The 23197-nt window shown below is 43.8% G+C and carries 33 protein-coding genes and 1 pseudogene; 9 read left to right on the forward strand and 25 right to left on the reverse strand.

All coding sequences use genetic code 11. The features are described from left to right. Window positions 1–133 precede the first annotated feature (133 nt). The 21 genes and pseudogenes from ACGF5R_RS20805 to ACGF5R_RS20905 form a co-directional block, all read right to left on the reverse strand. Complete coding sequence (locus ACGF5R_RS20805) at window positions 134–253, reverse strand: GpE family phage tail protein (RefSeq protein WP_110742787.1); 120 nt, start codon at window positions 251–253, stop codon at window positions 134–136. Next, complete coding sequence (locus ACGF5R_RS20810) at window positions 213–539, reverse strand: phage tail assembly protein (RefSeq protein ID WP_036843623.1); 327 nt, start codon at window positions 537–539, stop codon at window positions 213–215. The genes ACGF5R_RS20805 and ACGF5R_RS20810 overlap by 41 nt, the downstream gene beginning before the upstream one ends. A 97-nt stretch (window positions 540–636) precedes the next feature. Further along, entirely contained in the window at window positions 637–918 is a 282-nt protein-coding gene (locus ACGF5R_RS20815; protein WP_036843625.1) for a hypothetical protein, read from the reverse strand. Window positions 919–926: 8 nt separating this feature from the next. Then, complete coding sequence (locus ACGF5R_RS20820; RefSeq protein ID WP_387692514.1) at window positions 927–1451, reverse strand: phage major tail tube protein; 525 nt, start codon at window positions 1449–1451, stop codon at window positions 927–929. Further along, a complete protein-coding gene (locus ACGF5R_RS20825; protein WP_387692516.1) occupies window positions 1451–2878 on the reverse strand; it encodes a phage tail sheath subtilisin-like domain-containing protein in 1428 nt (475 codons plus the stop codon). The genes ACGF5R_RS20820 and ACGF5R_RS20825 overlap by 1 nt, the downstream gene beginning before the upstream one ends. Beyond that, the gene (locus ACGF5R_RS20830) at window positions 2868–3080 is read right to left on the reverse strand and encodes a hypothetical protein (protein ID WP_036843630.1); all 213 of its coding nucleotides are present in this window, start codon (window positions 3078–3080) and stop codon (window positions 2868–2870) included. The genes ACGF5R_RS20825 and ACGF5R_RS20830 overlap by 11 nt, the downstream gene beginning before the upstream one ends. Then, window positions 3077–3544, reverse strand: coding sequence for a Gp37 family protein (locus tag ACGF5R_RS20835; RefSeq protein WP_112878814.1), 468 nt, complete (start codon window positions 3542–3544; stop codon window positions 3077–3079). Before ACGF5R_RS20835 ends, ACGF5R_RS20830 begins: the two co-directional genes overlap by 4 nt. Beyond that, window positions 3544–3981, reverse strand: a complete 438-nt coding sequence (locus tag ACGF5R_RS20840; RefSeq protein WP_036843634.1) for a gp436 family protein — start codon at window positions 3979–3981, stop codon at window positions 3544–3546. The genes ACGF5R_RS20835 and ACGF5R_RS20840 overlap by 1 nt, the downstream gene beginning before the upstream one ends. A 1-nt stretch (window position 3982) precedes the next feature. Continuing rightward, a complete protein-coding gene (locus ACGF5R_RS20845) occupies window positions 3983–4333 on the reverse strand; it encodes a DUF2190 family protein (RefSeq protein WP_036843636.1) in 351 nt (116 codons plus the stop codon). Between the two features lie 11 nt (window positions 4334–4344). Then, complete coding sequence (locus ACGF5R_RS20850; protein WP_036843639.1) at window positions 4345–5280, reverse strand: hypothetical protein; 936 nt, start codon at window positions 5278–5280, stop codon at window positions 4345–4347. 31 nt (window positions 5281–5311) lie between these two features. Continuing rightward, window positions 5312–6406 carry a peptidase gene (locus ACGF5R_RS20855; protein ID WP_387692519.1) on the reverse strand — a complete coding sequence of 365 codons (1095 nt, stop codon included), beginning with the start codon at window positions 6404–6406 and terminating at the stop codon, window positions 5312–5314. 200 nt (window positions 6407–6606) lie between these two features. Continuing rightward, window positions 6607–7056, reverse strand: coding sequence for a phage virion morphogenesis protein (locus tag ACGF5R_RS20860; protein ID WP_387692521.1), 450 nt, complete (start codon window positions 7054–7056; stop codon window positions 6607–6609). Then, window positions 7049–7879: a phage minor head protein gene (locus ACGF5R_RS20865; RefSeq protein WP_387692523.1), complete on the reverse strand. Its 831-nt coding sequence runs from the start codon at window positions 7877–7879 to the stop codon at window positions 7049–7051. The genes ACGF5R_RS20860 and ACGF5R_RS20865 overlap by 8 nt, the downstream gene beginning before the upstream one ends. Further along, window positions 7860–9353 (reverse strand): DUF935 domain-containing protein, encoded by a 1494-nt coding sequence (locus ACGF5R_RS20870; RefSeq protein WP_387692525.1) that lies wholly within the window; start codon window positions 9351–9353, stop codon window positions 7860–7862. Before ACGF5R_RS20870 ends, ACGF5R_RS20865 begins: the two co-directional genes overlap by 20 nt. Further along, the gene (locus ACGF5R_RS20875; RefSeq protein WP_387692527.1) at window positions 9353–10876 is read right to left on the reverse strand and encodes a hypothetical protein; all 1524 of its coding nucleotides are present in this window, start codon (window positions 10874–10876) and stop codon (window positions 9353–9355) included. The genes ACGF5R_RS20870 and ACGF5R_RS20875 overlap by 1 nt, the downstream gene beginning before the upstream one ends. Beyond that, window positions 10873–11418 (reverse strand): DUF3486 family protein, encoded by a 546-nt coding sequence (locus ACGF5R_RS20880; protein WP_112879738.1) that lies wholly within the window; start codon window positions 11416–11418, stop codon window positions 10873–10875. Before ACGF5R_RS20880 ends, ACGF5R_RS20875 begins: the two co-directional genes overlap by 4 nt. Then, the gene (locus ACGF5R_RS20885; protein ID WP_112879739.1) at window positions 11418–11729 is read right to left on the reverse strand and encodes a hypothetical protein; all 312 of its coding nucleotides are present in this window, start codon (window positions 11727–11729) and stop codon (window positions 11418–11420) included. The genes ACGF5R_RS20880 and ACGF5R_RS20885 overlap by 1 nt, the downstream gene beginning before the upstream one ends. Next, window positions 11722–12054, reverse strand: a complete 333-nt coding sequence (locus ACGF5R_RS20890; RefSeq protein ID WP_088371073.1) for a hypothetical protein — start codon at window positions 12052–12054, stop codon at window positions 11722–11724. The genes ACGF5R_RS20885 and ACGF5R_RS20890 overlap by 8 nt, the downstream gene beginning before the upstream one ends. After that, a complete protein-coding gene (locus ACGF5R_RS20895; RefSeq protein WP_112879740.1) occupies window positions 12051–12674 on the reverse strand; it encodes a hypothetical protein in 624 nt (207 codons plus the stop codon). The genes ACGF5R_RS20890 and ACGF5R_RS20895 overlap by 4 nt, the downstream gene beginning before the upstream one ends. Next, window positions 12664–13281 (reverse strand): annotated as a pseudogene (locus ACGF5R_RS20900) (transglycosylase SLT domain-containing protein). Before ACGF5R_RS20900 ends, ACGF5R_RS20895 begins: the two are co-directional and overlap by 11 nt. 2 nt (window positions 13282–13283) lie before the next feature. Then, the gene (locus tag ACGF5R_RS20905) at window positions 13284–13634 is read right to left on the reverse strand and encodes a putative holin (RefSeq protein WP_112879741.1); all 351 of its coding nucleotides are present in this window, start codon (window positions 13632–13634) and stop codon (window positions 13284–13286) included. A gap of 250 nt (window positions 13635–13884) precedes the next feature. Here ACGF5R_RS20905 and ACGF5R_RS20910 point away from each other — a divergent pair, with 250 nt between their 5' ends. Continuing rightward, window positions 13885–14655 carry a DNA adenine methylase gene (locus ACGF5R_RS20910; protein ID WP_112879742.1) on the forward strand — a complete coding sequence of 257 codons (771 nt, stop codon included), beginning with the start codon at window positions 13885–13887 and terminating at the stop codon, window positions 14653–14655. Window positions 14656–14704: 49 nt separating this feature from the next. Here ACGF5R_RS20910 and ACGF5R_RS20915 read toward each other — a convergent pair whose 3' ends face one another. The 4 genes from ACGF5R_RS20915 to ACGF5R_RS20930 are packed head-to-tail and all read right to left on the reverse strand — an operon-like array spanning window position 14705 to window position 16589. Continuing rightward, window positions 14705–15142, reverse strand: coding sequence for a hypothetical protein (locus tag ACGF5R_RS20915; protein WP_387692529.1), 438 nt, complete (start codon window positions 15140–15142; stop codon window positions 14705–14707). 17 nt (window positions 15143–15159) lie between these two features. Further along, window positions 15160–15579 carry a hypothetical protein gene (locus ACGF5R_RS20920; protein WP_387692531.1) on the reverse strand — a complete coding sequence of 140 codons (420 nt, stop codon included), beginning with the start codon at window positions 15577–15579 and terminating at the stop codon, window positions 15160–15162. 39 nt (window positions 15580–15618) lie between these two features. Then, entirely contained in the window at window positions 15619–16155 is a 537-nt protein-coding gene (locus tag ACGF5R_RS20925; protein WP_387692533.1) for a hypothetical protein, read from the reverse strand. Between the two features lie 17 nt (window positions 16156–16172). Then, a complete protein-coding gene (locus ACGF5R_RS20930; protein ID WP_132354379.1) occupies window positions 16173–16589 on the reverse strand; it encodes a helix-turn-helix domain-containing protein in 417 nt (138 codons plus the stop codon). Between the two features lie 90 nt (window positions 16590–16679). On the opposite strand from ACGF5R_RS20930, the gene ACGF5R_RS20935 reads away from it, so the two are divergent. From ACGF5R_RS20935 to ACGF5R_RS20970, 8 genes are all read left to right on the forward strand, one after another. Next, window positions 16680–16868, forward strand: coding sequence for a DNA-binding protein (locus ACGF5R_RS20935; RefSeq protein ID WP_387692535.1), 189 nt, complete (start codon window positions 16680–16682; stop codon window positions 16866–16868). 66 nt (window positions 16869–16934) lie between these two features. Then, window positions 16935–17243, forward strand: a complete 309-nt coding sequence (locus ACGF5R_RS20940) for a helix-turn-helix domain-containing protein (protein WP_036843667.1) — start codon at window positions 16935–16937, stop codon at window positions 17241–17243. Window positions 17244–17262: 19 nt separating this feature from the next. Beyond that, window positions 17263–18219 (forward strand): DUF3102 domain-containing protein, encoded by a 957-nt coding sequence (locus tag ACGF5R_RS20945; RefSeq protein ID WP_387692537.1) that lies wholly within the window; start codon window positions 17263–17265, stop codon window positions 18217–18219. A gap of 52 nt (window positions 18220–18271) precedes the next feature. Beyond that, a complete protein-coding gene (locus tag ACGF5R_RS20950; RefSeq protein WP_387692539.1) occupies window positions 18272–20056 on the forward strand; it encodes an integrase in 1785 nt (594 codons plus the stop codon). A gap of 238 nt (window positions 20057–20294) precedes the next feature. Further along, a complete protein-coding gene (locus ACGF5R_RS20955; RefSeq protein WP_387692541.1) occupies window positions 20295–21467 on the forward strand; it encodes an ExeA family protein in 1173 nt (390 codons plus the stop codon). 463 nt (window positions 21468–21930) lie between these two features. Further along, window positions 21931–22122, forward strand: a complete 192-nt coding sequence (locus ACGF5R_RS20960; RefSeq protein WP_387692543.1) for a hypothetical protein — start codon at window positions 21931–21933, stop codon at window positions 22120–22122. A gap of 98 nt (window positions 22123–22220) precedes the next feature. Beyond that, on the forward strand, window positions 22221–22649 hold the full coding sequence (locus ACGF5R_RS20965; protein ID WP_387692545.1) for a gp16 family protein: 429 nt from the start codon (window positions 22221–22223) through the stop codon (window positions 22647–22649). Beyond that, window positions 22642–23010, forward strand: coding sequence for a Mor transcription activator family protein (locus tag ACGF5R_RS20970; protein ID WP_036843675.1), 369 nt, complete (start codon window positions 22642–22644; stop codon window positions 23008–23010). The genes ACGF5R_RS20965 and ACGF5R_RS20970 overlap by 8 nt, the downstream gene beginning before the upstream one ends. The last annotated feature ends 187 nt before the right edge of the window (window positions 23011–23197 follow it).

Here is a 23197-nt window from a genome sequence, read left to right on the forward strand (position 1 = left end):
ATGGCCCCACCAATAATGACACCAATGGAAAATTTTGCTGACACGAATTAAGCTCTCATTAAATGGGAAATAAAATGGAAAATTCACTTCCAGTATTCCAGACACTATTATTGACAATATTTGTCTGCATCAATTAACCGTCTCCATTCTCGCGTTTGATTTGGGTGTTGGCCTCATCCAGCCAACATTCAAATTCATCCAGTGCCAGATTATCAATCTCGCTCGGCTGGAACCGGAACCATCGTGCTAACATCGCTGATGCTTGCCACACTGTTTTTATTTCCCTGATCCAATCCGATGACTTGCTGAAATCGTTGCTGCAATGCCAGATAATCAGCGACATCCATCTGTTCGATATCTTCCGGTAACAACCCTGTAGAACGCGCTAACAAAATATCATCCCAGTCAGCAGGGTTTTCGCTGGCTCGCCGGACAGCTTTGATATCTTTAACTCTCAAACGTGATAGCTGGAGCTCTTCAATGCGAACGCCAGCAGCCGTGGTATAGGGAAATTGAAGATGGTAAGTCGTAGTTGACATGATGATACTCCTCTGTAAGTTTCATTCAGTCTCATTCATGTATGGAAACGGAGATATTAAAGGGGATTAAAGAAGAAAGGGGCTGATGCCCCTGTCATTAGTGAGTGCGAAAGCCTTTACAGTTACAGAAAAAATCTATCAGATATTCTTTCCCTTTCTCTGCACCGATATCGGAAAACCAACCTTCCGGTGGAATCCACCTATCAATCAAGTCGGCGAGCTTTCTGGCTTTGGAACGAGAGCAGTCAATAGGATCATTGGTTTTCTGAGTAGAAAACAAAGTCTCCACACCTGGAATGTTTAAGACAGCAAACCATGTACCATTAGGTAATCCAAGACTGGGAATATTCTGGTCTTTATCCACTAATTCTACCGTCATTATTTAGTTTAACCTCCGATATTGATGCGATAATCGGTCAATTGATCAACGCCGCCAACACGGAAGATATTGGCCAGATAATCCAATTCTAACAGCTCCTCCCCATCCAGTACCTGCTTAATATAGGTACTGGTAAAGCTACTGGAAAAATCAGCATTTTCATGTTGTTTAAATGTGCCCAGCGGATTTTTCTTAAATAAGATGGTCAGATACGTCACCAATGGCACTTCATCAATGCGCCCCTGTGAACTGAATTTCTGGACGCTGGAACGGCACTGCAATGCCAGAGATTTATAGGGATTGGCAGCAGATAACATAGCGTCACGGTAGAAACTGTTCCATTTGATCTCGCCTTCCAGCTTATCGAAACCTGCCGGTAATTCCACCTTACCGACCATCCCCAACGCCTTATGCTCCTGCATAGTCATGGAAACGTCTGGCAGTTTCACTTCTTCCGCCCGTCCCAGCAGGTTATTGCCGTCAATATAAATGTTGGCGTTAGTAATACGGTTAATTTCAATTTTCCCAGCCATTAACTATTCCCCTTTAAATTCAGCAAATATTCAGAGGTAATCTCAGTTTCGAATGTCAGCCGTTCCAATGGTGGCGGTGGTGTATATTTATAGCTGAATAACAGATGGCCAGCAGTCAGCTCAGTTTCTTCATTACGTGTAGGGTCAAACCAACATTTGAATCCCAACAAAGCACCATCGGCAATCAATTTACGACCATAGGCATTCACAGATTCTGTCAGGGCATCTACCAGAGCCGGCGTGATCGGCATATCAATATATTGCTGACTGAAGTAACGCAGGGATTCATTAATCACGTCTCCTGTTCTGCGCACGTTCTCGAAGTTACGCATGTGTGTCACAGTTGGCCACGCGGCGGTACGGTTGCCCCATAAGCGCAAACCAGAGCCATAATTATTGAACACTGTAGTAATCCCTTGTTCATTGAGCTGGTTCACTTCACTTTGTGGATCGTCAATCATGGCGGATAGCTGACGCTCAATCCCGGTGATCCCCCTAATTTCTTGATTGGAGGATGACCACCAAAAACCTTTGTCTGCATCAATCTTGGCACGCAGCCCTGCTGCACGAGATGACAATGGTTCCAAGCGCTCGCTATTGCTTTCTGAATCATAGACTTTGACGTGTGGGTAACACAGTCGGACACGATCAGAACTGGTATTAAAATTGATTGTGCCAGACGGGCCTCGGCCACTGATAGCCTGAGCAAAAGTGGTACCTATCGGGGCATCAATATAAGTCATGGCACCCAATTTAGTTGCAAGGGCAATCAGTTCTGTCGCCACACTTAGCTGGGTACAGTAAACAGGAGCCAGCAAGATCTTGGCAAAGAATCCATACAGGTTATAAGTATCATTCAGCAACTTCATACCTGTACGGTTACCCGCTGCACTGATGCTGCCAATAATGTCAGCGGGTGTTACCAACGTGGGATCGGTAAAGTCATAACTGGCCATTACGGTTGTACCAGCAATGATGTTTTTACCGATGTTCTTGAGCCTACCTGTTTGAACATCCAGAGAATAATCTTGTCCTTCTATATAAGGCGCACTATCAGAGTTGGCTTTTAGCAAGACATTACTGACCACGGGGTTAGCCAGTTTTGCTGTTCCTGTGGTTTTATCAAAGATAATGCTTTCACTGGCAACATTGGCTTTATGTATTTCAGGATCAAGAACATTAATGACCAGCACAGTACCCGCACCATGATCATAAATAGCATCCAGTGCTTGTGGGATGGTAAAACCATTCATTTGAGCACCAAATTGAGCTGTATCTTTTTCTGACAGACAAAGTGTCACTGCGTTTACTGGCCCTATCGGTGCAGTACCAATTAAGCCGATCACGGCGGATTTCACTGTCTTGACCGGACGGGAGCCTTGTTCGACTTCGATAGTTTCGACGCCATGTAAATAATTAGTGGCCATCAGTGGCCCCCTCAGACTTTTCTTTTTTCTTCAGGATACTTTTTTGCTGTTCTGACAGTGGATGAAGATATTGCAGCGCGATCAATGTCTTCACATAATCATGCTGTTCCGGTAAATCAACAGTTTTTTCTGACCAGAGCAAGACTTCTGTGCCATCAGCTAAAGTGACGCCGCTTGCTGGGCCTGTATAGAGGTATTTCATTGTTTAGTTTCCTCATAATTGATTTGGGCTAACGGCGGGCCATCCGGTGACTCACTATCTTCGATAAATACACTTTCAGTCGCAAAATCCAGCGTGTATTGCCACAAGCCAGCTATCTCACCGAGAAATGTATCCCGTACCAGCCAACATTTACGTTGGCAGTTCGGTGGTTGGAATCCACCGAGAACCCGGCGTACATCATCCAGTGTGGCAACGGCTCCGTGACGTCCATTAAGTTGACGAAAAACGATAGTGGCATTGAGCATGACAGTTTGTGTCTGCAATACTGCCCCAACATCTTCAGGCTTATCAAAGCGAGAGCCGGGATAGCTGATTAAAATGGCTCCCACGGGATGGTTCAGCCTGAATTCAGTCGGCTTTTCAGGGAAATACTCCACCTGTAAGCTAGGTAGCTTTTCTTTTAGCCTCATGACGATGGCATCAATGATCGGCGAAACATCCATTAGTATTTCTCCAACATCCCTTGACTTCCCCCAAAGGTGGGATGACGCGCTCGAACACGAAACTCTCCCGGCTCAGGAGCATCTTTTCCTGTGGAAAGCAGGCCCAGTGTCAGTTTGGCATCACGAATGTCAGCCAGTTGGCGCAAAACAATTTTGTAATCATCTATCACGGCTTCAGGAACAGAGCCTTCTGGACGGCGGGCATACAACCGATAGCGTGTTAACGTAATAGCAGCATCGCGTAATACCGTGGGAACCTCCGCCAGAGGCAGGATGTAACGCCCGCGTAAATGGGCATCAATAAGTTCATCGGCATAGCGAATGACACTGTTAACCACAGTTTCATTGATCGTCTGGGCATTAGGCTCTTCGTTAGACAGCCATATCAATGATTGCGTTGGTATCTGTCCTTGCAGATCTGCCAATGAGCAATACATGTCATACACCACGTAAGATGCGAATAACATTGCCAGCAGCCGTGGCCTCATCCAGCGCAAATCCGATAGATGTTCCGGCAGCATTCTCCGCAGAACTTAGTGGTACTGCGCAAGCATTCTTATCCGACTGTACGACTTGCCCACGAGCTATTGGCCCACCTGCTTCAACAGCAATAATACCCAAGACATTGACTGGAATAGCATCACCTGCTTTCGCATCCATTTCCGCTATACCAAGTGCAACGGCTCCAGCCTGACAAGGGGCATTATCGGCACCCACCAAACGATGCTGTACGATATTAGCCGTGGCGATGATGGTCGTGGTCAATACGGGTTGTTGTGTTACTGCCATGATTGTTCCTCTTACTTCACAATATTGGTAATCAGATAGCCAGCATCACCTCCAACAACCGCAACTTTATAAATATCGGTATAACGGCAGTAATTCACCTTGCCGCCAACACCCGGATATTTATCCGCTACAGGCATTCCTTTGCGGCGAAACATATAACCAAATGAAGGCTCATACTCATCGGCGCTTTCTGCTCCTGCCTGCGGAAGTGATACGTAATGCAACATCAAATTATCAGCCCAGATATCAACGGGATTTTCTTTAATGCTTGGGGTAGAAACTGGTTCACCAACGACAACGTTCTGGATTTGGAAAAGATCTTTGAGTATTTCTATTGTGATACGTTTACGTTCGTTGGCTCCAATAGCTGCCTGAATTTCAGGATGAAACTTCAACAGTGACATCACGCTAGCCCCCATAGTCATGAGGTTTGGACGTACACCAATGGCAGTACGAACAACATCAATTCCAGCTTCAATGACTTTGATTGGACTACCTTTGCCGCCAACCCAACGTTCATTAACTGTCAGACTCTTCACTGAGTCACTGAGGTAAACCGCAGGGTCTTGTGCCAATCGAGCTGCATACAGTTCGCGTTTGAGATTCACGCCATTGGTGGAACGACGGATTGCCTTTGCTTCTTCATTAAATAAAGATTCTGATTTCTCGCGATAATCAACAGGTGTAGCTAGATCATGCTCGTTGAGCACGATATCTAACGAAGAACCTTTCTCACGGATCAAAACGTTACTGTTGGCACCAACAGCACGCTTGGTGTCATATTCCACAAAAGCACTTTTACCAAATGTCGGCACACTAGCACCTTCTTTCTCCATTTCGACGACAGGGAAAAGATGTTCGCCAATGAATGCCGCATTTTTATAACCACGTGCAACACTGGTTAGCACAGGGTCAACAATACGTTTGCCTTTCAAATAATCAGACATTTATCTCTCCTTAATAGTTACGGTCGCAGTGTTACAGACAGCGGGCAACGGCTACGTCGTAACTGATACCTTCTTTCTTCGCCAGAGCGACGGCTTTTTGATGCAGCGCCAGACGCTCAGGATCTGCATCAGAAAACTCAGCAATATCTGATGACGTGTTTTGGTCAACCCGGTCTTTTGTTGCATGTTCGCCAAAATCAATAACCGGCTGGGCAGAACTCAGCAGATCTTTAAACGCGGTAGCCAGTGGCTTTTTCACATCACCTTCAGCAAACTCGACAGGGGAATTTCCTTGAGTTACAGCGTCCAGCAAGGCGACCACGACAGATTGGGCAGCAGGCGCCAATTTGCCGTCTGCGACCAGCTTTTCGGCAAATGCCACGTTTCCGGCCTGTTGCTCAGTTTGTTTGCGCTTTGCGTCGGCAGCATCACGGGCAACAAGCTGTTCTTTCAGGCGGGTGTTTTCATCTTTGAGCGCCTTTTTTTCTTCATTTGTCACGATGTTTTCCTCACGTTGATGTGTGTTATTGGGTTCATGAAAGGCAAGAGCAGACTGAGTCGTGCTATAAGCTTCTTCACGTAATGAATCCACCTGCCAAGAAGGAAGCGCTTTGTCTGCTTCGTCCATACCGAATTTACGGATCAAAAATTCTCGCAGACGCCCCCAAAGTGAAGCGTTGGTGATGTCACTCCAATCAGAGAACTCCACGACACCATGTTCTTGCTCGCTGAATTCAACCTGTTTCAGTCCTTTAATGGCGGGTGGCTGCGCGCCCAAAAAGCCGACATGACGCAAATAGAGCACGCCGGGTTTAGGGTTGTTTGGGGAATCAGGTAAATAGAAAGAAGCAGAAATTTTTTTATAGCGGCCTGCATTGACCAGTTCAGCGAACTGAACATCAACCTGTTGAGGCTCTGCAATCAAGTCATCACTGGAAGACGTCAGCGATTTAACCCAACCATAGGCGGGTAAATTGTCTTTTGGATGACCAATCACAATCGGTGCTTCATGCAACGATGAGTCATAAACCTTTGCACAAGCTTGCAAATCTGCGGAGCTGAACGGTAATTGTTTGCCATTCATATCGGTATGTGTACCGGATTTGAAAATGTGAAGTGACTTCATTTCACTGCCTCTATTACGTTAATAGAGGCAGTTTCTCCACAATCAGAAAAAACGACTTTTAATCTGCTTTAGAAAAGATTTGGGAAGGAAATAAGAAAGTGGAACTGCATGCAATTAGATATCGAAAATTTGAGTCTGTAAACGCTTTATAAAGTCTCTTACGAATGACAATGATAAATCACCCGCATGGGAGGGAAAGTTTAACGATGCGCCGCTGATTCAAGATGTCGTTGAATGGTGCTTAATACAGCTCTTGCTGCATCTGGTGATAATTCGCCTTGTTCTGTTACGGGCAGATAAGGCCGGGCTGGTAGCAATAAAGATTGATTGCGGCCAGTTTTACCTCCCAATTGATGAATACGCCCGTAGACTAAGTTTGTACCGACAACTGCCGTATGGGGATCATAGCGGGTACTGACTGAACTCATCAAACGAGCAGTTTTTTGCAACGTTTGACCACCATGTTCCTTTGCAGCTACAGAGGGTATCCATGCCGGGCGCCCTTCAGCTTCAAAGTTAAAGGCGGTTTCTGCTGACAATGTCCCAGCAATTTTACGCATGGCAGGTGTCAGATCATTAGCAGCCAATTCTAATGCCCGTAATCCACGTCTTAGGTCTTCATCATTAATGGTGATAGTAAGATTACTCATTCTGTCCTCTCAGTTCGCAGCGGGCCAGTCCAGAGAGCTCTCCCTGATATCTGGTCAAATCGGGACGATATGCTGCCCCCGGCGAATATGACCAACCTACATCAGTCGCCACTTTTGTTATACCTGTGTTGAATGTAGCAACGGGCTGCATCTCACCTGTTTTTTGTGAAACCAATTTCAACTCCCAGCCCATTGCTTTACCTGAATTCATAACTTTCATCCCTCTGACACGAACGTCATCATGACTGAGAGCAATCACACTGCAACGGCAACGCCAACCATTAGGAGGATAGAAAGCTTGCCAAAATGGGTCGTCAAAGCGAAATACCAAACCGTGCAATGCAAGATGGCCCTTGCGTGTATGGTTATCGTTGATCCCTGTATACATCCAGTACGGTCGGTCATCAACATTTTCCATTTGTTCGGTCCAACGGCCTGCACTGTACAGCACTGACATGTTGGTACGAAAGATAGTATCAAGACGCCACGGGCTACCTTGCTGAACAGTGACACGTTCCCCTGTAACGGGGTCATCGGTTTCTTTCGTTCCCCACCACCCCTTACGTCTTAATGTTGGCTCCAGCTCCTGACGAAACCAACGATCAGTCTTGCCTTCATCCAGTGCCTGCTGTAGCGCCTGGCGAATATCTTCCAGAATATCCAGACGCGTGACTTTCGCCACCGTGAATGCATGGGAATGAGTCTCTTGCCAAAGTTCTTCCCAATCCCAGGTTATCTTGTAGCCCTTAGATTGCAGATAACCAATGGCTCGCTTGGGAGGTAATGTCATGCAATACGCCAGTTCAGGCGTGGTTATGCTCATGCAAGCGCCCCCAAATGTTAGACACAAACAAAACCCGCGCTAGCCGCTCTTGCAAGCCATCTGCGTCCATTTGTGGATAAAACTCGGCTAACTCTCCTATAAGATCGCTGGGATTAGCACCGTTTTGAACACGATGGAACAAAGGAGCCAGTAGAGATTTCAACGATTCATTCAATGATCCTTCATTCATCAAAATATCCAACGCTTCATCTAAGGTGTCCTGTGCTGCTAAATCTGCGTTAACAGCTTCAGAAAACGCCAGTGGGAGTGGTGGAATAGGCGTGGTTGACAGGGTTGTTTCATCAATATCCCCATCCTGCAATTGATATTCGCGTTTCCAGTATTGAGGAGTAAATTTGACACCAGCCTGACTCAACTTAACGTCACGATTAGCCTGTGTTTCATCAACCGACCGCTGTTCCCAAAGACGATAGACCGGACATTCAACGTTACCGAAGTTCAATTCTACGACCCAGCGTATAGCCTGATTAATGGCGCTGGTGATAACGTCAACATCAGCATCACGAATATCATCCGTTACCTCCAATCCTGCTTGTGCAGAGGCTTTATTGCTGTTTGCTTCGGTCGTTTGGTTTTGTCCCAGTAACGCGATGGAGATCTCACTGCGAGCAACGGTAATTAAGTTCTGATAAATATCACTGCTGTCTGATTTACCTGCTGCCTCTTTAATCTCAACGGAGGAATCATCAGGAATGGCGGCAACTGCATCATCAATCATTGCTTCCATCGAATCCAATAACAGATCAATTTCACTTTGTGGCGTACCTCGTGGATGCTTTCCAATTACCCACGGTGAACCATACTTCTCGGCAAAGCGTACCCAAAACTTCATGCCGCCTTTCTTAAAGGTAACGGGCCAGAAGCACATTGATAAGTCTGGAAATCCGTAAGGGTTGTCATAAGTGGCGTCTTGACGTGGCGTTACAAATTTATAGAGAGGAACCCGTTCTCCCTCAACGCCTGCATCACGAGCACGAAAACGCAGTTGGTTATCACGGTCATAGTGGAACCAGTCAGGTGGCTTGCTAACGATATCCGTCACTGACCATGATTGATGCTGACTCCACATCAATTCACAAGGCTGATAACCGTACAGAACCGCTTCATGCATTTCGCCAATGATGCGTGACATATCCAAATCCGCAAGCATGTCACGAATAAAGTTAAAGACTCGCACAGGGGCATTACTACGTTCTACACCACGTTCTAGTGCTTTCACTCCGGCCTTGCGGCGGCGAATACATCCACCAACCAAAGGATCAGTACGTAATTCACGATAGATACGAATATCCCGCCCTTGAGCTTTGAGAATAGGATCAGGGTTAGGTAGATATGTCCCCAGACTGTAGAAGTCAATGGAACGGCTACGCGATGCAATCTGTTCAGTGAACGACTGCTTTGATTCGGAAAAGTTAATAAATTCTGTTGGTGAAACCCAGATACCACGAGACATTAGTATCCCTCCAGCATACGTGCAGACTGACGGCGTCGGCGGGAACTTGCCTTCACCGGACCTTTGTTAATTTCACGGCTGGCGAAGTACGCCAGAGCAAGGGCTATCGCTGCATCACCGTGGCGCTTGCCTCCATCCGCTTTTGCTTTTGAGCGCTGATCAGGTACACGGGGAACACCGTTAATGACCTGTACTGCCCTCAGATCATCCAAAGTGTCTTCATCCTTTGGCAGCGCCTCCAGATTGCCGTCTTCCAGCGCAGCCTTCACCGGGGGCATATTGTCACGGTACCAACCTTCGGTGGGCATGACTTGCTGCACACGGCTGGCACCATATTTTTGCATGGCATACTCGGCCAGATAAGCACCGTTACCACGGGCATCAAAGGCTGCACCCAGCAAATTAGGAAGTCCATCCATTAGATACCAAGTAATTTGCTCCTGTTGTTTGAATGGCACGTTGCGCAGTTCCAACACGAACGGTACTCTGCGTACCAGATTTTTTTGTTGTAGCAATGGATAATCCACGGACAAATCGCTACTGCGGCCAAAATCGCGTCCCAGAAATGAACGAGCATCAGAAGGTAATGCATCTAGCAACGGCTTCAGGTTGGCTTTTAGCCACTCTTCGGTATCTGTGCGGCGTATTTCATCGGATTTAAGCTCATATCCTTTCGGGCAAGTCAGTCGCAGCACTGGCGTATCGGGAGACATCCGAGATTCAATCAAAGCGCGGGACAACCAGACTCCGCCACCATTAGCAGGAATACAGTCCAATTCTTCTGATGCCCCAGCTCCGTAGAACTTGTACACCGACATCATCCACCGTTGTTCAGCCTCTTGTGACCATTCACGTCTGGTACGTAAACAGACACGGTGAAATAGTCCTTCAGCTACAGCCTCCTTAAAGGTAATACGGTGGATAACACCGTCCCTGCGTCCTGCCCGGATATCGTTCAGCAACTCATTAAACAAGTTGCTGTCTCCGTTATGGGTAGAGATCACTCGCACTTTGCCGCCCCAGATAAGCATGGCTAGTGCCGCTTTCAGTAATTCATCGAGCTGTTCGTGGAAAGCAGCTTCATCAATGACAATGATCCCCTGACGGCCACGCAAGTTAGACGGACGGCTAGAAAGCGCCACTACACGGAATCCAGAGTCTGGAAATTTGATAGTGAAAGTTTTGATGTGCTTATCATCTTCGTCTTCTTCCCAGAACCCTTCTTCAATTTCACTGGCCGCATAGTTGAAAACACGAGCCCACATTGCACAGGCTTGAATATATTCAATGGTCATATCTTGGTTATAGGCGATGTAATACACACTCATACCACCCGCGGCGGCAGAAGATGCAGCGAGGAGTACATTATCTGACGCTTCAGCCCAAGTAATTCCCGTTCGACGACTCTTCTCATTGACTTTAAAAGGAGACGAATCAGCCACCCATCGTTGCTGGTATGGCAATAAGACGACAGGTGCTGCTATTGAGGAAGTATCTGGCAGAACAGGTGCAAGCTGACTCATGTAGCAATTCCCAATATTTCCCGACGTAATGCAGCAACTGCTTCGGCAGATAATCCACCTTTGCGTGCAATTTTCTCTGCATTACTTGCAGCAGCTTCAGTCCGTGCCCGGACTTCAGATTGGAATTTTTTCAGATTCACACTAGCGCGAGAGAGTGTAGCTACATTTTTTGCCACCTTTGAAAGCAGTGTGACGCGCTCTTTTGGCGCAACTTCTCCGTCTTCAGCTTCCTGAAGTTGAATAATACTTTCAAAAAGTTCAGTCTGAATTAAAGCAATCACAGCCTCAGAACGTGCATCTTGATCATCCACGGCACCTTCTGTAAGCATCCGTGCTGCTTCTGTTGCCGCCCGTATTGCACCGTATCGCTTTTCTATTTTTTGTCCATAACGGTGAATAGCGGACTTACTGATTACATAACCTTGATCACGCAGCAAGGTTTCGAGTTCTTGGTATCCACTAAACCCTGATTCAGTCAACGCTCGTTCCAACCAGCGCCGAACGTCTTCAGGGAGTTTATCGATTGTGCTTCGACGCGCCATTATTCACTCCAGTACTTTTCAGGACGAGCAATACCAAGGCCACATGCGACCGTATATTCAACAACATCAACACCAATACGAGTTAAGTCAGCAAACCAACTACCCGATGGCTGTTTATTGAGGTCAATTAATTTACGGTCTGCCAGATAATCTAACTCCTTCCGTAATTCCAATGCAGTGACGTCAGGATAAATCGCGCGAGATATATCCAATAACAGAGTTTCACTGGCGGTATATGGGCGGGTTTTATTCAGTGCGACCAACAGACTCCAGCGCAATGATTCACGACGAACACGAGCAACATCAATCATTTTTACCTCCGGCAATTCGGTGCTGCTGCACCATCTCTAATTTGCTGTAAAGCGCATCCAGCTTGGCTTCAATTACTGTTTGACCACGAATATAATCTTCACGGCGCACGTAATTCAGCGGCAAGTCAGCCTTAAACTGCATAAACTCACGTTCGAGCTGAGACCAATTGTCTACGGAATTTTTAAGCGCTTGCTCTAACGAGGCGTGTCTTTCCTCCTGCCGCTCTTCGGCCTTGCTGAATAACCACTTTGCGATGCCAAAAATGAAACCGAGGAAAGAGAGCAGAAAACCTACGGCAGCCCAAAATTCAATCTGTAATGTCATTGTTGTAATCCTTCGATGTAATCCAGCAAGCCATTAACCTGAGCTTTCAATGCAAGACACTGTTCCCCGTTGTCGATGATATTGGCGAGGATATCTCGTTGCGTGATACCGGATGGCCGTAGTTGGGCATCAGAGCTTTCATTTCCACGGGACGTTTCATCAGCGCCGGAGGTAACGGAGGCAGAGCGAGTTTGTGCACTGGACAGGCCGAGGGCGGCGTTGTATTGCTGCACGAAGCCACGAGTAAACACACAATTAACAGGATGAAACTGTTGTTTTTCATCCATCCAACTCTGGGTAACATGGCCAATTTTCCTCTTCAGTTGTTGGTTCTGAGTGCGGAGTTGTTCAATATCGTTGAGATAATTGGCTGCTGCCTGATGCGCTGAGTGGACCTGCATTTGGTAACGTTGATGCAAGGCATTGAGTACAGTCAATTCCCGTTCTGCCCGTTGCTTTTCCAGCAAAAGAAATTCGGCTTTCTGCTGTGCTAATGCGCTGTTTCCTGTCTCCGTTGCTTTCTGAAAGCCCGTGGTATGACCTCTCCAGTGAGCTAAAGCGAACATGCAGATTAGCGACAAAATCAATACACCAGGTTTAGTCCACAATTTAATTGGCACAGCTGGTACCTCCCCAAGTTAAATAACGAGGTGCGAGTTCCAGTAATATGTGTTTGGAATAATGTCGATTTTCTTTCCATGCTGACGCTCTACGGCCAGCATTCTGAGATTCAACATGACCGAACCAGATCCACGGATTGAGACCAACTGCCTCGGTTTTCTTCTTATCCCGTAGTAACCAGCCTAAGCCTCCGTTATAGGAAGACAGCACCATCGCCATTCTTTGGCACTTATCGGCAGCTTTAATGCGTTGCCATAGCCAATGGTCATAGTGAACCATTGCCTGTATAGACCAGATTGGGTTGAAGGGATCTTTATTGGATAATTCAGGAATACGTTGACTAATCCAATCTGCTGTTGTGGGCATAAACTGGGCCATACCCTAAGCACCAACAGGAGAAATAGCTCGTGATTTCCAGTCACTCTCCTGATGCAACTGAGCGGCAAAATCAGTTACAGGTGCATTCAATCCCCAGATCACACGAGAAGCACGTATTAAGTCATTGCGGTATTGCTGCGAACGGTGTGGTGGTTCGTCAGCCAATGCTGAGCTGATCATTCCGCCACACCACAACAGTACAATTCTGATAATCTGCCGCCAATTCATAATCACAACCCTGTAGCTACGCTCAGACAGGTGGCGGCAACAATCAGTGCACGGCGTATCAGAACGGCAGCAAACACCACATGGTAGCCAGTCTGAACGGGATATTTTCCTTCTTTCATGAGTATCTCATCATGTTTCAGATACTGACCGGGCCTTGCTTTCGGGAATAAACTGCGGTCTAGCCAGTACCCCAAGACAACAGCCAGAGCAATAAGTGATAATTTGTAGATCACGACAGGGACTTGTTGAGGGGAAACTAAACCGATAGTGATCAGCAATAGAACAGCTGTTAACAACCAGCCACCGAGGCGTAATTTTTTGATAAGTGATACAAACGATTTGAAAGTTTTCACTGAACTGTCTCCGTAGTTGTTGATGGAAACAGTTTTGCCAATTTATCGGGAAAAGGATTTTAAAGGGCGTTAAGAGCGCATCAGAAAAGTAAAAGACAGGATAAGAGCGACCAGCCTAACGCTCGAACACTGGGTAGGCTATCAACTCATAGGCATGCACTGTGAGCCAACCGAGGCTCTTTCCGCTATTGATTATTGATGACCGGGAAAGCCTAACTCATTTTCAGCTAATGGAAAAGGCTTACGGATAATGAAAGAACAATCTTTACCTATCGTTCCGTGGATTGGTGGTAAACGCCGATTAGCAAAACATATTTTACCGTTATTTCCTGAGCATACCTGTTATGTCGAACCGTTCTGTGGTGCTGCTGCACTGTATTTCCTAAAAGTACCGAGCAAATGTGAAGTGATTAATGATATTAATGGTGAGTTGGTGAATCTTTATCGCGTGATAAAACATCACTTGGAAGAGTTTGTCCGGCAATTTAAATGGGCATTGGTCAGCCGCCAAATTTATAAATGGTTGCAGATTACCCCCGAAGAAACGCTAACCGATATTCAGAGAGCAGCGCGTTTCTATTATCTCCAAAAGCAGGCATTTGGCGGTAAGGTTGCTGAACATACTTTCGGTACTTCCACCACCAGCCCCCCGCGATTTAATTTACTCAGAATAGAAGAAGAGCTATCAATGGCTCATCTGCGACTGGCAAGAACGATCATTGAAAATATGAACTGGGCACAATGCATCCAGCGGTACGACAGACCGCATACACTGTTTTATTGTGATCCTCCATATTGGGGTACAGAGGGATATGGCATAGAGTTCGGGCTTGAGAACTATGATCTATTAGCAGAATTAGCACATACCATCCGAGGGAAAATGGTGATTTCGGTGAACGATATTCCAGAAATGCGCAAGGCGTTCAAAGGGCTGACAATGCAAGCAGTTAATATCGGTTACAACTTGAAAGTTACGGGGAAAGTTAAACAGAGTAAAGAACTAATCATTTGTAATTTCTAATAACCGAGAATGGCAAGGCAATATATTTGCTTTGCCATTTTTTTTATCTTTAACCTAAACCAATAGAACGGGATACAAACTGTAAACCTATTCCGAGAGTTTGGCTAACTAAAGACCTTAATGCTTCTTTACTTTCAGTCTTCAATGTTTCCTTAATACGATCACCTAATGGGGTTTTTAAGCTATCAGGGATTACTTTGAGAACTTCTAAACCCTCAGCGGTTAATACGGCTCTATGACAACCTTCAGAGCTCATAGTCCCTGCCAAATAACCATTCGTCATGAGCCAATCCACTGTATCCAGAAAAAATCTATGATCTTCTACTGTAGTACAAAGTTCGTCAGAGTATGTTCCATCAGAATATTGAAGGGGTTCACCGATTATCTCTGTGGATAAAAGCTCTATCTTTAAAGGAAATGACTTATATAATTTCCCAAATATAATACCTACAATTTCATTAAACTTTTCTATGTTTGTAGTAGACATAAATACCCTATTTGTTTCTAAAGTTTCAATTTCAACGTTCCACCAGGTAGATTCTGTTGATCTAAACAAACAGATTGGCAAGCTGATTTAGCTATAGATAAAACTGTTTCGTTATCTTCTATATCAAGAAAACAATTATTTCCATTAGCTATATAATCATTGGGCAGTTTGGCATTTTCATCAATATGAAATTTGATAGTTGTGCGTGAAGGATAACTGTTTTCGTAAACTGTGATGTCAGTAAATTGCTCAGAGTATTTATCCAATCCTGGGCACATTTTTCTAATAGTTGGCAATAATTGATTGATAGTGGGATCATCTGTTGCTATTGAGAACACAGGAGCTGGAGCTTTTTCAGACTCAATCTGAACGCTATTTTTTGTTCCATCACCACACCCCGCCAAAATAAATATTGTGGGAATTAATAACTTACTCACAGCTCATACCCTTATATAAAATAAAAAATAACTATATTTTTAAGAATTTCTACGTCGCAAGATTACGTCTATGGTATCAATAACATTCTGATTTTCACCTATTATCCTATTTTCTATCTTCCTGTTCTTGTCCATTTTTTTTCCACAAAGCATCATCAGTACGGTCCAAGAGATAAAGATTATCAATGTCTTATTATTAACTACCAATACATTAGTAGATCCTCCACCAAAAAACATCATATAAGCGTTCCATAGGGCAAACGTGAATGCTATAAGCACGAGGCTAAGTAATAGCAAGCAAGGTGTATTGATGTAATAACGCCATTTAGCATCTTTATTTTTTATAAGTAATTCTCGTTTTATAGCAAGTAACTCCCGACTATCCCTTTCATGAAGCTCACGCGAGCGAGATGGTACGGGGTTAATATTGACGACTGAACCTACATGAATAGAGCCATGATTATTACCACCAACGCTGATGGTTATCTGTCGTTCCTGTCCATCTTGGGGAAGTTGTTTAAGGCTATCAAAAACTTGTTCTGCTAATGTTTGTAATTCTTCATCTCTTCTGTTCATGCAAGTCCTTTATTTCTTTAATGATTAACAACCAGTTTTAATACTCTATCAATTCTACTGTCATCGACAGCCGACTCTTTAATTAAAAAGTTATATATTTTTGATGATTGCAGGACGAGTTCATCGGGCGTCCAGCGGCGATTAGCCTGTCGTGCCATCGAATCTAGTTTATGAACAATTTTTCCCAGTAATTCTTCATCTATCTCACTGTTTTTGTAGGCGGTAGAGGCTGACTTTTGAACTTGTCCTGTGATCAGGTACAACACATCAAGACCAGCTTTTGCCCAAAGGCTTATAGCGTCAGCCCCTGGTGCAGATTCATCTTTTTCCCACCTTATCTGTGATTTTCTTGATGCGCCAACCATCTCCGCGAAATCAGACTGACTAAACCCCAATCGCTCACGCTCTTTTTTTAATCTCTCACCAAGAGACATTTTTGCCACCAAAACCCTTTACAAGTCCCATTAATGGGACAATAATGTCACGTATTGTACAAACATCATTGCATTACCGGAGGCCATAGCATGACACCCGAGAAAATTAAACGCCGCTTTCAACAACACGGCATCACTATTACCCAATGGGCACAGGAGAACGGGTATTCCCGTGAAGCTGTATACCGAGTTCTTAATGGACAATCCAAAGCTAATTACGGAAAGGCCCATGAAATAGCTGTAAAGCTAGGTCTGAAAACGCCAAGTTTAGGCATTTAAATTTAGCCTAACTATTTTATCACTCTATGTAACAGATTATCACATATTGAAAAGGGAGAGTGTGACATGCGCAAAATTAACGTTTCCAGTTCTGGTACGCGCATATTACGGGTTCTTAAGGCTCTACGTGGTCATTCCTTGTCTGGGATGAGTAATGGTGAATTAGCGGAATTACTGGGGGAATCTCCTGCAAATATTAATCGTGCACTAAATACATTAATAGAAGAAGGGCTGGCGCAAAAACTGGGTAGCGGCAGATATGCACCCGGTATGCAATTACTGCAAATAGCACAATCGTTCTCAAATGAAATGGCTAACACCCAAGCCAAAATTACAGAAATGAATCAGCGCGTTTTGGCTGGTAGCAGAAATTAATTAACAAGAGATTCATACAATGGCACGCTCAAAAAATACAACATCAGTAAAACTAGCCGAAGATGTTCAACTTGCTGACGATCTGCAGGTCAATCTCAACGCTATGACAACACACCGCCTGCAAATCATGGAACAGTTTGGAGATGGTCTGCCGTATGAACGTGAACGTATCGTTCACGAAACCCGTTTCTATATGGCTCAGAGTGCTGAAGCGATGCTGGAAGCAGGGAAACGCCTTATTATTCTTAAAGAGAATGAACCTCATGGGGAGTTTGTTGACATTGTTAAGGATCAACTCGGTTTAGAACCCCGAATTGCCCAAAAAATGGCACAAGCTGCACTCAAATTTCTTTCACCTGGATTAGAAACAAAAGCGAAAACGTTTTCGCTTTTAGGACGTTCCAAACTGTATGAATTGATGCTTGAAGACGATGATGAACTGTCAGAATTGGCTGAAGGTGGCACTGTAGCAGGTTTGACATTAGATGATATTGATCGCATGTCTGTCCGCGAACTACGTAAGACCCTGCGTGATACACGCGCTGATCTGGAAATCTCACGCCAGACGGTGCAGGAAAAAAAGGAACTTGTTAGCAATTTGATTGAGGAGAAATCTGCAATCCAGCACAAACTTCAGCGCCGAATTAATCATGAAAAACCTGAAGAAGAAGGTGCTGCTTTGACACAAGAGGTTAATTCATTGTCTTTTTCTGTTGATGCCGCTATCACCAATCTTTTCAATGGATTTGAAACGCTTAATGGTCATACCACACGCACCGACATTAGCCATGTTGGGTTTATGGCAGGCGTACTTGATGACCTTGAAGTCAAAATTCGTAGCCTGCGTAATCACTTTAATCTGCCTGAGTACAGAGAACACAGCATTGTTCCTGATTGGGCTAAAGAAGGTGCGGAGGCAGAAGAGGAAGGATTTAAACGACCAGAATGGATGGATAAGGAAGAGACACATGAATAAATCTGAATTGAAAAAATGCTTGAAAAGAAACTGAAGGAATAAGGGCAATAACATGAATACCACAATGACCGAACGATTAGTTTCTATTGTACAGGCAGCACATAAAGCCGGACATGGTGGTAAAGAGGCAATATATCGGGCGGCTTGTGAAGAGCTGTGTATGTCACGTTCAACGTTGATTAAAAAACTCGGTGAAGTTTTTAGCAAAAAACCACGTAAGAAACGTTCTGATGCAGGCAATAGTGCACTAACACGTGAAGAAGCAACGTTGATTTCAGGAATATTGATAGAGGCCACTCGTAATACAGGGAAACGGTTATATAGTCTCGAACAGGCCGTTAATGATCTGCGTTCAAACGGCCTGATTCATGCAGGCCATATTGATACCGAAACGGGCGAATTTTCTCCGTTATCCATTGACGCTATTAGTCGTGCATTGCGCCAGTACAAACTTCATCCTGAACAGTTGAAAGTGTCTGCACCCAGCCTACAATTAGCTAGCCTGCATCCCAATCATGTATGGGAATTAGACGCCTCAATTTGTGTACTGTATTACCTAAAAAATCCAAATAAAAACAATGGAGTTGACAGTGGGTTACGCATGATGCCTGTGGCTGAATTTAATAAAAATAAGCCGAAAAATCTGGCTCGTATTATTAATGATCGTGTCTGGTCGTTTGAATTAACAGATCATACAAGTGGCTGGATATATGTTGAATACTTATTTGGCGGTGAAACCAGTCAGAATTTTACTTCTGTATTAATTAACGCAATGCAAGATCGCGGTGACGCAGATGTATTACACGGTGTACCCCAAATTTTATTTACTGACCCCGGTTCAGCTTTGACAGCACCTACACTACGCAACTTGTGTAAGGCTCTAGGCATTCAAATGATACAACACAAGGCCCGTAACGCCCGTGCTACAGGCTCTGTTGAAAAAGCGCGTGACATCATTGAACGCAATTTCGAGTCCGGTTTACGCTTTCGACAAGTTGATGATATTGATGAGCTTAACCGTCTGGCACGGCTATGGCGTATGAAGTTTAACCGCAGTGCAATACATAGCCGGCATGGACAAACCCGTACAGATTGCTGGCTAAAAATCACGGCAGAACAGTTAGTAAAAGCGCCTGCCATTAACGTTTGTCGTGAATTGGCAATTGGCGCACCAGAAAGCCGTAAAGTACAGGCAACCTTGCGAGTATCTTTCAGGGGGCGTGAGTATGACGTCAGTGCCATTCCTAGCGTAAGTGTTGGTGATTCAATCATGATCACCCGCAATCCGTGGCGTGACGAAGAGGCACAGGTAGTCATTACTGGTGAAGATGGCTTTGATGCTTTCCATCTTGTTAATGAAGTCACTAAAGATGAGTACGGCTTTGCCATCGGCGCACCTGTAATTGGTAGTGAATTCCAAGCCATTCCTCAAACAATTGCACAACGTAATTTAGCCGAAGTTGAACAGAAAATCATGGGGACAAACAGCACGGCTGAAACTGAAATAGCACGTAAATTGAAAACACTCCCCCTCAATGGTCGGTTTGATCCATATTTGGATATTGAACGTAATGATGCACCAACGTATATGCCAAAACGTGGACAAGCCTCTACGGTACATAGTCCACGAATTGAACAGCTTATGAACCCCGTTGATGTTGTCAAAATTTTACGTGAACGGTTCCAATCACATGGCAAGACATGGTGTGGTGAGTTTTATCAGAAAATAGTCAAACGCTTTCCTAATGGTGTTCCAACAGATCAAATTGATGAGTTGGTTGATGAATTCATGGGGCAATCAGCAACTGTCGCACGCAGTATTATCAACGGTAATTAGTTTTTCATTGTGTATATTTAAGGAAAAGAAAATGGCAATTAAAGTTTATGATCCACTGTTTTCACTGACAACTCAAAATACAACTGAGGTTTAGTTATAAAAGTGACCCAGTTTGTTTTCATGAAACTCATTATAACGTAAGAAGTATACAGGATATTTTGCCAGGGAATGATGTTGCTATCTCTTATTACCAATAGCATATGCAGAAATAAAGATAGTCGCTTAACGAGGGATTATTATGCTGGTGTTTAAACAGCAGTTACAGGCACATCAGTTAACGCAAAGTGCAGCAGCAAGTGCTGCGGGAATTTCAGCGGCGGCGTTGGCTCAAATTGTTAATCACAATATATGGCCACGGCAGAACGTGGATGCAATTCGTCAACGTATTACTGATTTCTTGGTAAGAAAAGGTATTGATACCGCAAAAAGTTTTGAGGTGGTACAAGCAACCGATAAATTAGATACCTATGCCGATAATAAAAATACAACCCTCATTTCTGAGGAGGAAAACATGTTACTAAAAAAACAAGTGTTATTTCCAGCCACGAAAAAGCATTTTGGTTTATTTCGTGATCCATTTGAGGATAGTGCAATTCAAAGTGCTGAAGATGTTTTTGTGACTCCAGATAGCCGTTATGTACGGGAAGCCATGTATCAAACAGCCCGCTATGGTGGTTTTCTGGCAGTATCAGGGGAATCGGGTTCAGGTAAAACGACACTGCGTCGTGATCTTATTGACCGTATTAACAGGGAAAATACCCCCGTTATTGTTATTGAACCCTACGTATTAGCAATGGAAGACAATGATGTAAAAGGTAAGACCTTGAAAGCATCAAACATTGCTGAAGCTATTGTGAATACCTTAGCGCCATTGGAAAACTTGAAACGATCGCCTGAAGCACGCTTCCGCCAGTTGCACAAGATATTGAAAGACAGTTCACGGGCTGGCTACCAACATGTGTTAATAATAGAGGAAGCACACTCGTTACCTTTACCGACATTAAAACACCTTAAACGATTCTTTGAACTGGAAGATGGATTTAAAAAACTGTTATCGATCATTTTGATTGGTCAGCCTGAACTGGAATTGAAGCTATCTGAACGTAATCAAGAGGTTCGTGAAGTAGTGCAACGTTGTGAAGTTGTTAATTTGTTTCCTCTTAATGATTATCTGGAAACATTTTTGGATTTTAAATTTGGTCGCGTAGGCATGAAGACTAACAAGATTTTAGATAATAGCGCTATTGGTGCTATCCGTGACCGGTTATGTCTTAGTCGGCATAGCGGTAAAGAAATTGTTAGTTTATTATATCCATTAGCTATCGGAAACTTGATTATTGCAGCGATGAACATGGCTGCAATTAATGAGATATCTATGGTTGATGCCAATATTATTCGCAGTGTTAGCTAAAGATATCATTATGAGAAAAAGCTCTACTTAACAATTAATATTGACAATATTCATATTAAAACTGCCTTATCACAAATTAAATATGCAAGGTGGATTCGACTAATTTCTGGTTTTATTAATTTCAAGTTGGTTACAACAAGGATGTAACATACCATAACCAGAGAAATGGAAGTCTTGGAAATATTAATACCGGCATTTCATTATCGATCTATTTGAAAAACAAGGTTTCTTTGTTGAGGAAAAGAAGTGAATATATTGGTATTAACAAATACATTCATTAAGTAACAGGTAATTAAATATGGTAAAAATAAAAATTTTGTTTAAAGCTAAATCCGCTTTCTACACCCCGCAATTATGTAAATAAAGCTATTGTAAAAGATATTAATGGAATATCAATTAATTCAGGAAAAGAAAATTTTTCAATTATCCTATTTGAACAGAAAATTAAGTAAGGAACATACTTATGAAAATAACATGTAATCACTGCAAACAACCTGTTGAAAAAATGAATCTAAAACAAGCCAAGGTTATCCAGACTCCTGAGTTTGGTGAGTGGGTTATTGATTTAATCTTGGTTTGTCCACATTGTAGTCAGCAATACGGTGTATCTGTGGCAACATGGGATTTACAGCCACTGGAGACCATTCATGGATAAAACGGTCTTATACCAAAAAGCTAGGTTCAGTAGTATCAAGTTAATGCTGGCTATTTTGGTTTACTCAATTAGAGAGTACATAGCAGAGGATGAATAAGATGACCAAACAGAAACTTATTCAGCTTATTCATATTGCACGTAGTAATCTAAAACTAGATGAAGATACGTATCGCCAGATGCTACTTTCAGAAACCAGAAAAGCCTCTACGCGGGAAATGGATATCCCGCAGTTAACTCGCATTTTGGAAGCTATGAAAAAGCGTGGTTTTAAGATTAAATCCTCTAGGAAATCCAAAACATCACGTCCATTAGATAGCCATCCCCAATCAAAGAAGATACGTACATTGAGGTTGGAAATAGCATCTATAGGTATTGTTCATAATAGTTCTGAACAAGCCTTAGCTCATTGGATTAAGCGTGAAACGGATATTGATGATTTACAGTGGTTGGATTCAGGCCAAGCCAGCAGCATTATTGAAAAACTGAAGAAGTGGCGGAACCGTGTCACGAGGAAAAAATATGAATGATGTGAATAACTTTCGTAGCAAAGGTCCTGAACTGCTGGTAGAACTGGCACAGCACACAGCCTGCACGGTCAGTGAAATAATCCATGTTGAGCCTGCGTTAGCTGAACAAATTGGTGAAGCTGTTGCGAACCATATGATGCAGGTTTGGGGCGGTCAAAATGTCTATTTTCCTATGGGCATGGTTTGGAAAGTCAGCCTCCGTGATCGTGAGATTTTCAACGAGTTTAACGGTAAAAATCATCATGATCTGGCTCGCAAGTTTGGTGTTTCTATTCAATGGATTTACAGCGTAGTGAAGCGTATTCGAAAGGAAGAACTGGATCGCCTGCAAGGTAAGTTATTTGATAACGAGTCTGAATAGGCAGGTCAAACTGATTGAGCTAGTACAGCTTAGTAAAATTAGATGGCAGACTAAGCATGATTCTCGTTCGGTCTGCCTTTCAAATACTGAAAAGGATTTACAATTGAATCTCCATAACTTCCCACTTAGTCCAGTTTTTTCCCATAATTATCTTTCAGTTTCTTTTCAAATATCTTACTTATGATCA

This window comes from Photorhabdus sp. RM71S (genome assembly GCF_042879355.1).
GTDB classification, from domain to species: Bacteria; Pseudomonadota; Gammaproteobacteria; order Enterobacterales; family Enterobacteriaceae; genus Photorhabdus; species Photorhabdus kayaii.

Bases quoted from the DNA above. Each gene is read 5' to 3' on its own strand.
- ACGF5R_RS20945 (WP_387692537.1), top strand. From the start codon at position 17,263: ATGGCACGCTCAAAAAATACAACATCAGTAAAACTAGCCGAAGATGTT.
- ACGF5R_RS20820 (WP_387692514.1), bottom strand. From the start codon at position 1,451: ATGGCTGGGAAAATTGAAATTAACCGTATTACTAACGCCAACATTTAT.
- ACGF5R_RS20940 (WP_036843667.1), top strand. From the start codon at position 16,935: ATGCGCAAAATTAACGTTTCCAGTTCTGGTACGCGCATATTACGGGTT.
- ACGF5R_RS20885 (WP_112879739.1), bottom strand. From the start codon at position 11,729: ATGATTGATGTTGCTCGTGTTCGTCGTGAATCATTGCGCTGGAGTCTG.
- ACGF5R_RS20880 (WP_112879738.1), bottom strand. From the start codon at position 11,418: ATGGCGCGTCGAAGCACAATCGATAAACTCCCTGAAGACGTTCGGCGC.
- ACGF5R_RS20845 (WP_036843636.1), bottom strand. From the start codon at position 4,333: ATGGCAGTAACACAACAACCCGTATTGACCACGACCATCATCGCCACG.
- ACGF5R_RS20910 (WP_112879742.1), top strand. From the start codon at position 13,885: ATGAAAGAACAATCTTTACCTATCGTTCCGTGGATTGGTGGTAAACGC.
- ACGF5R_RS20810 (WP_036843623.1), bottom strand. From the start codon at position 539: ATGTCAACTACGACTTACCATCTTCAATTTCCCTATACCACGGCTGCT.
- ACGF5R_RS20955 (WP_387692541.1), top strand. From the start codon at position 20,295: ATGCTGGTGTTTAAACAGCAGTTACAGGCACATCAGTTAACGCAAAGT.
- ACGF5R_RS20915 (WP_387692529.1), bottom strand. From the start codon at position 15,142: ATGTCTACTACAAACATAGAAAAGTTTAATGAAATTGTAGGTATTATA.
- ACGF5R_RS20925 (WP_387692533.1), bottom strand. From the start codon at position 16,155: ATGAACAGAAGAGATGAAGAATTACAAACATTAGCAGAACAAGTTTTT.
- ACGF5R_RS20835 (WP_112878814.1), bottom strand. From the start codon at position 3,544: ATGGATGTTTCGCCGATCATTGATGCCATCGTCATGAGGCTAAAAGAA.
- ACGF5R_RS20855 (WP_387692519.1), bottom strand. From the start codon at position 6,406: ATGAAGTCACTTCACATTTTCAAATCCGGTACACATACCGATATGAAT.
- ACGF5R_RS20970 (WP_036843675.1), top strand. From the start codon at position 22,642: ATGAATGATGTGAATAACTTTCGTAGCAAAGGTCCTGAACTGCTGGTA.
- ACGF5R_RS20815 (WP_036843625.1), bottom strand. From the start codon at position 918: ATGACGGTAGAATTAGTGGATAAAGACCAGAATATTCCCAGTCTTGGA.
- ACGF5R_RS20840 (WP_036843634.1), bottom strand. From the start codon at position 3,981: ATGTATTGCTCATTGGCAGATCTGCAAGGACAGATACCAACGCAATCA.
- ACGF5R_RS20870 (WP_387692525.1), bottom strand. From the start codon at position 9,353: ATGTCTCGTGGTATCTGGGTTTCACCAACAGAATTTATTAACTTTTCC.
- ACGF5R_RS20960 (WP_387692543.1), top strand. From the start codon at position 21,931: ATGAAAATAACATGTAATCACTGCAAACAACCTGTTGAAAAAATGAAT.
- ACGF5R_RS20865 (WP_387692523.1), bottom strand. From the start codon at position 7,879: ATGAGCATAACCACGCCTGAACTGGCGTATTGCATGACATTACCTCCC.
- ACGF5R_RS20935 (WP_387692535.1), top strand. From the start codon at position 16,680: ATGACACCCGAGAAAATTAAACGCCGCTTTCAACAACACGGCATCACT.
- ACGF5R_RS20830 (WP_036843630.1), bottom strand. From the start codon at position 3,080: ATGAAATACCTCTATACAGGCCCAGCAAGCGGCGTCACTTTAGCTGAT.
- ACGF5R_RS20930 (WP_132354379.1), bottom strand. From the start codon at position 16,589: ATGTCTCTTGGTGAGAGATTAAAAAAAGAGCGTGAGCGATTGGGGTTT.
- ACGF5R_RS20860 (WP_387692521.1), bottom strand. From the start codon at position 7,056: ATGAGTAATCTTACTATCACCATTAATGATGAAGACCTAAGACGTGGA.
- ACGF5R_RS20890 (WP_088371073.1), bottom strand. From the start codon at position 12,054: ATGACATTACAGATTGAATTTTGGGCTGCCGTAGGTTTTCTGCTCTCT.
- ACGF5R_RS20875 (WP_387692527.1), bottom strand. From the start codon at position 10,876: ATGAGTCAGCTTGCACCTGTTCTGCCAGATACTTCCTCAATAGCAGCA.
- ACGF5R_RS20950 (WP_387692539.1), top strand. From the start codon at position 18,272: ATGAATACCACAATGACCGAACGATTAGTTTCTATTGTACAGGCAGCA.
- ACGF5R_RS20850 (WP_036843639.1), bottom strand. From the start codon at position 5,280: ATGTCTGATTATTTGAAAGGCAAACGTATTGTTGACCCTGTGCTAACC.
- ACGF5R_RS20825 (WP_387692516.1), bottom strand. From the start codon at position 2,878: ATGGCCACTAATTATTTACATGGCGTCGAAACTATCGAAGTCGAACAA.
- ACGF5R_RS20965 (WP_387692545.1), top strand. From the start codon at position 22,221: ATGACCAAACAGAAACTTATTCAGCTTATTCATATTGCACGTAGTAAT.
- ACGF5R_RS20805 (WP_110742787.1), bottom strand. From the start codon at position 253: ATGTTAGCACGATGGTTCCGGTTCCAGCCGAGCGAGATTGATAATCTG.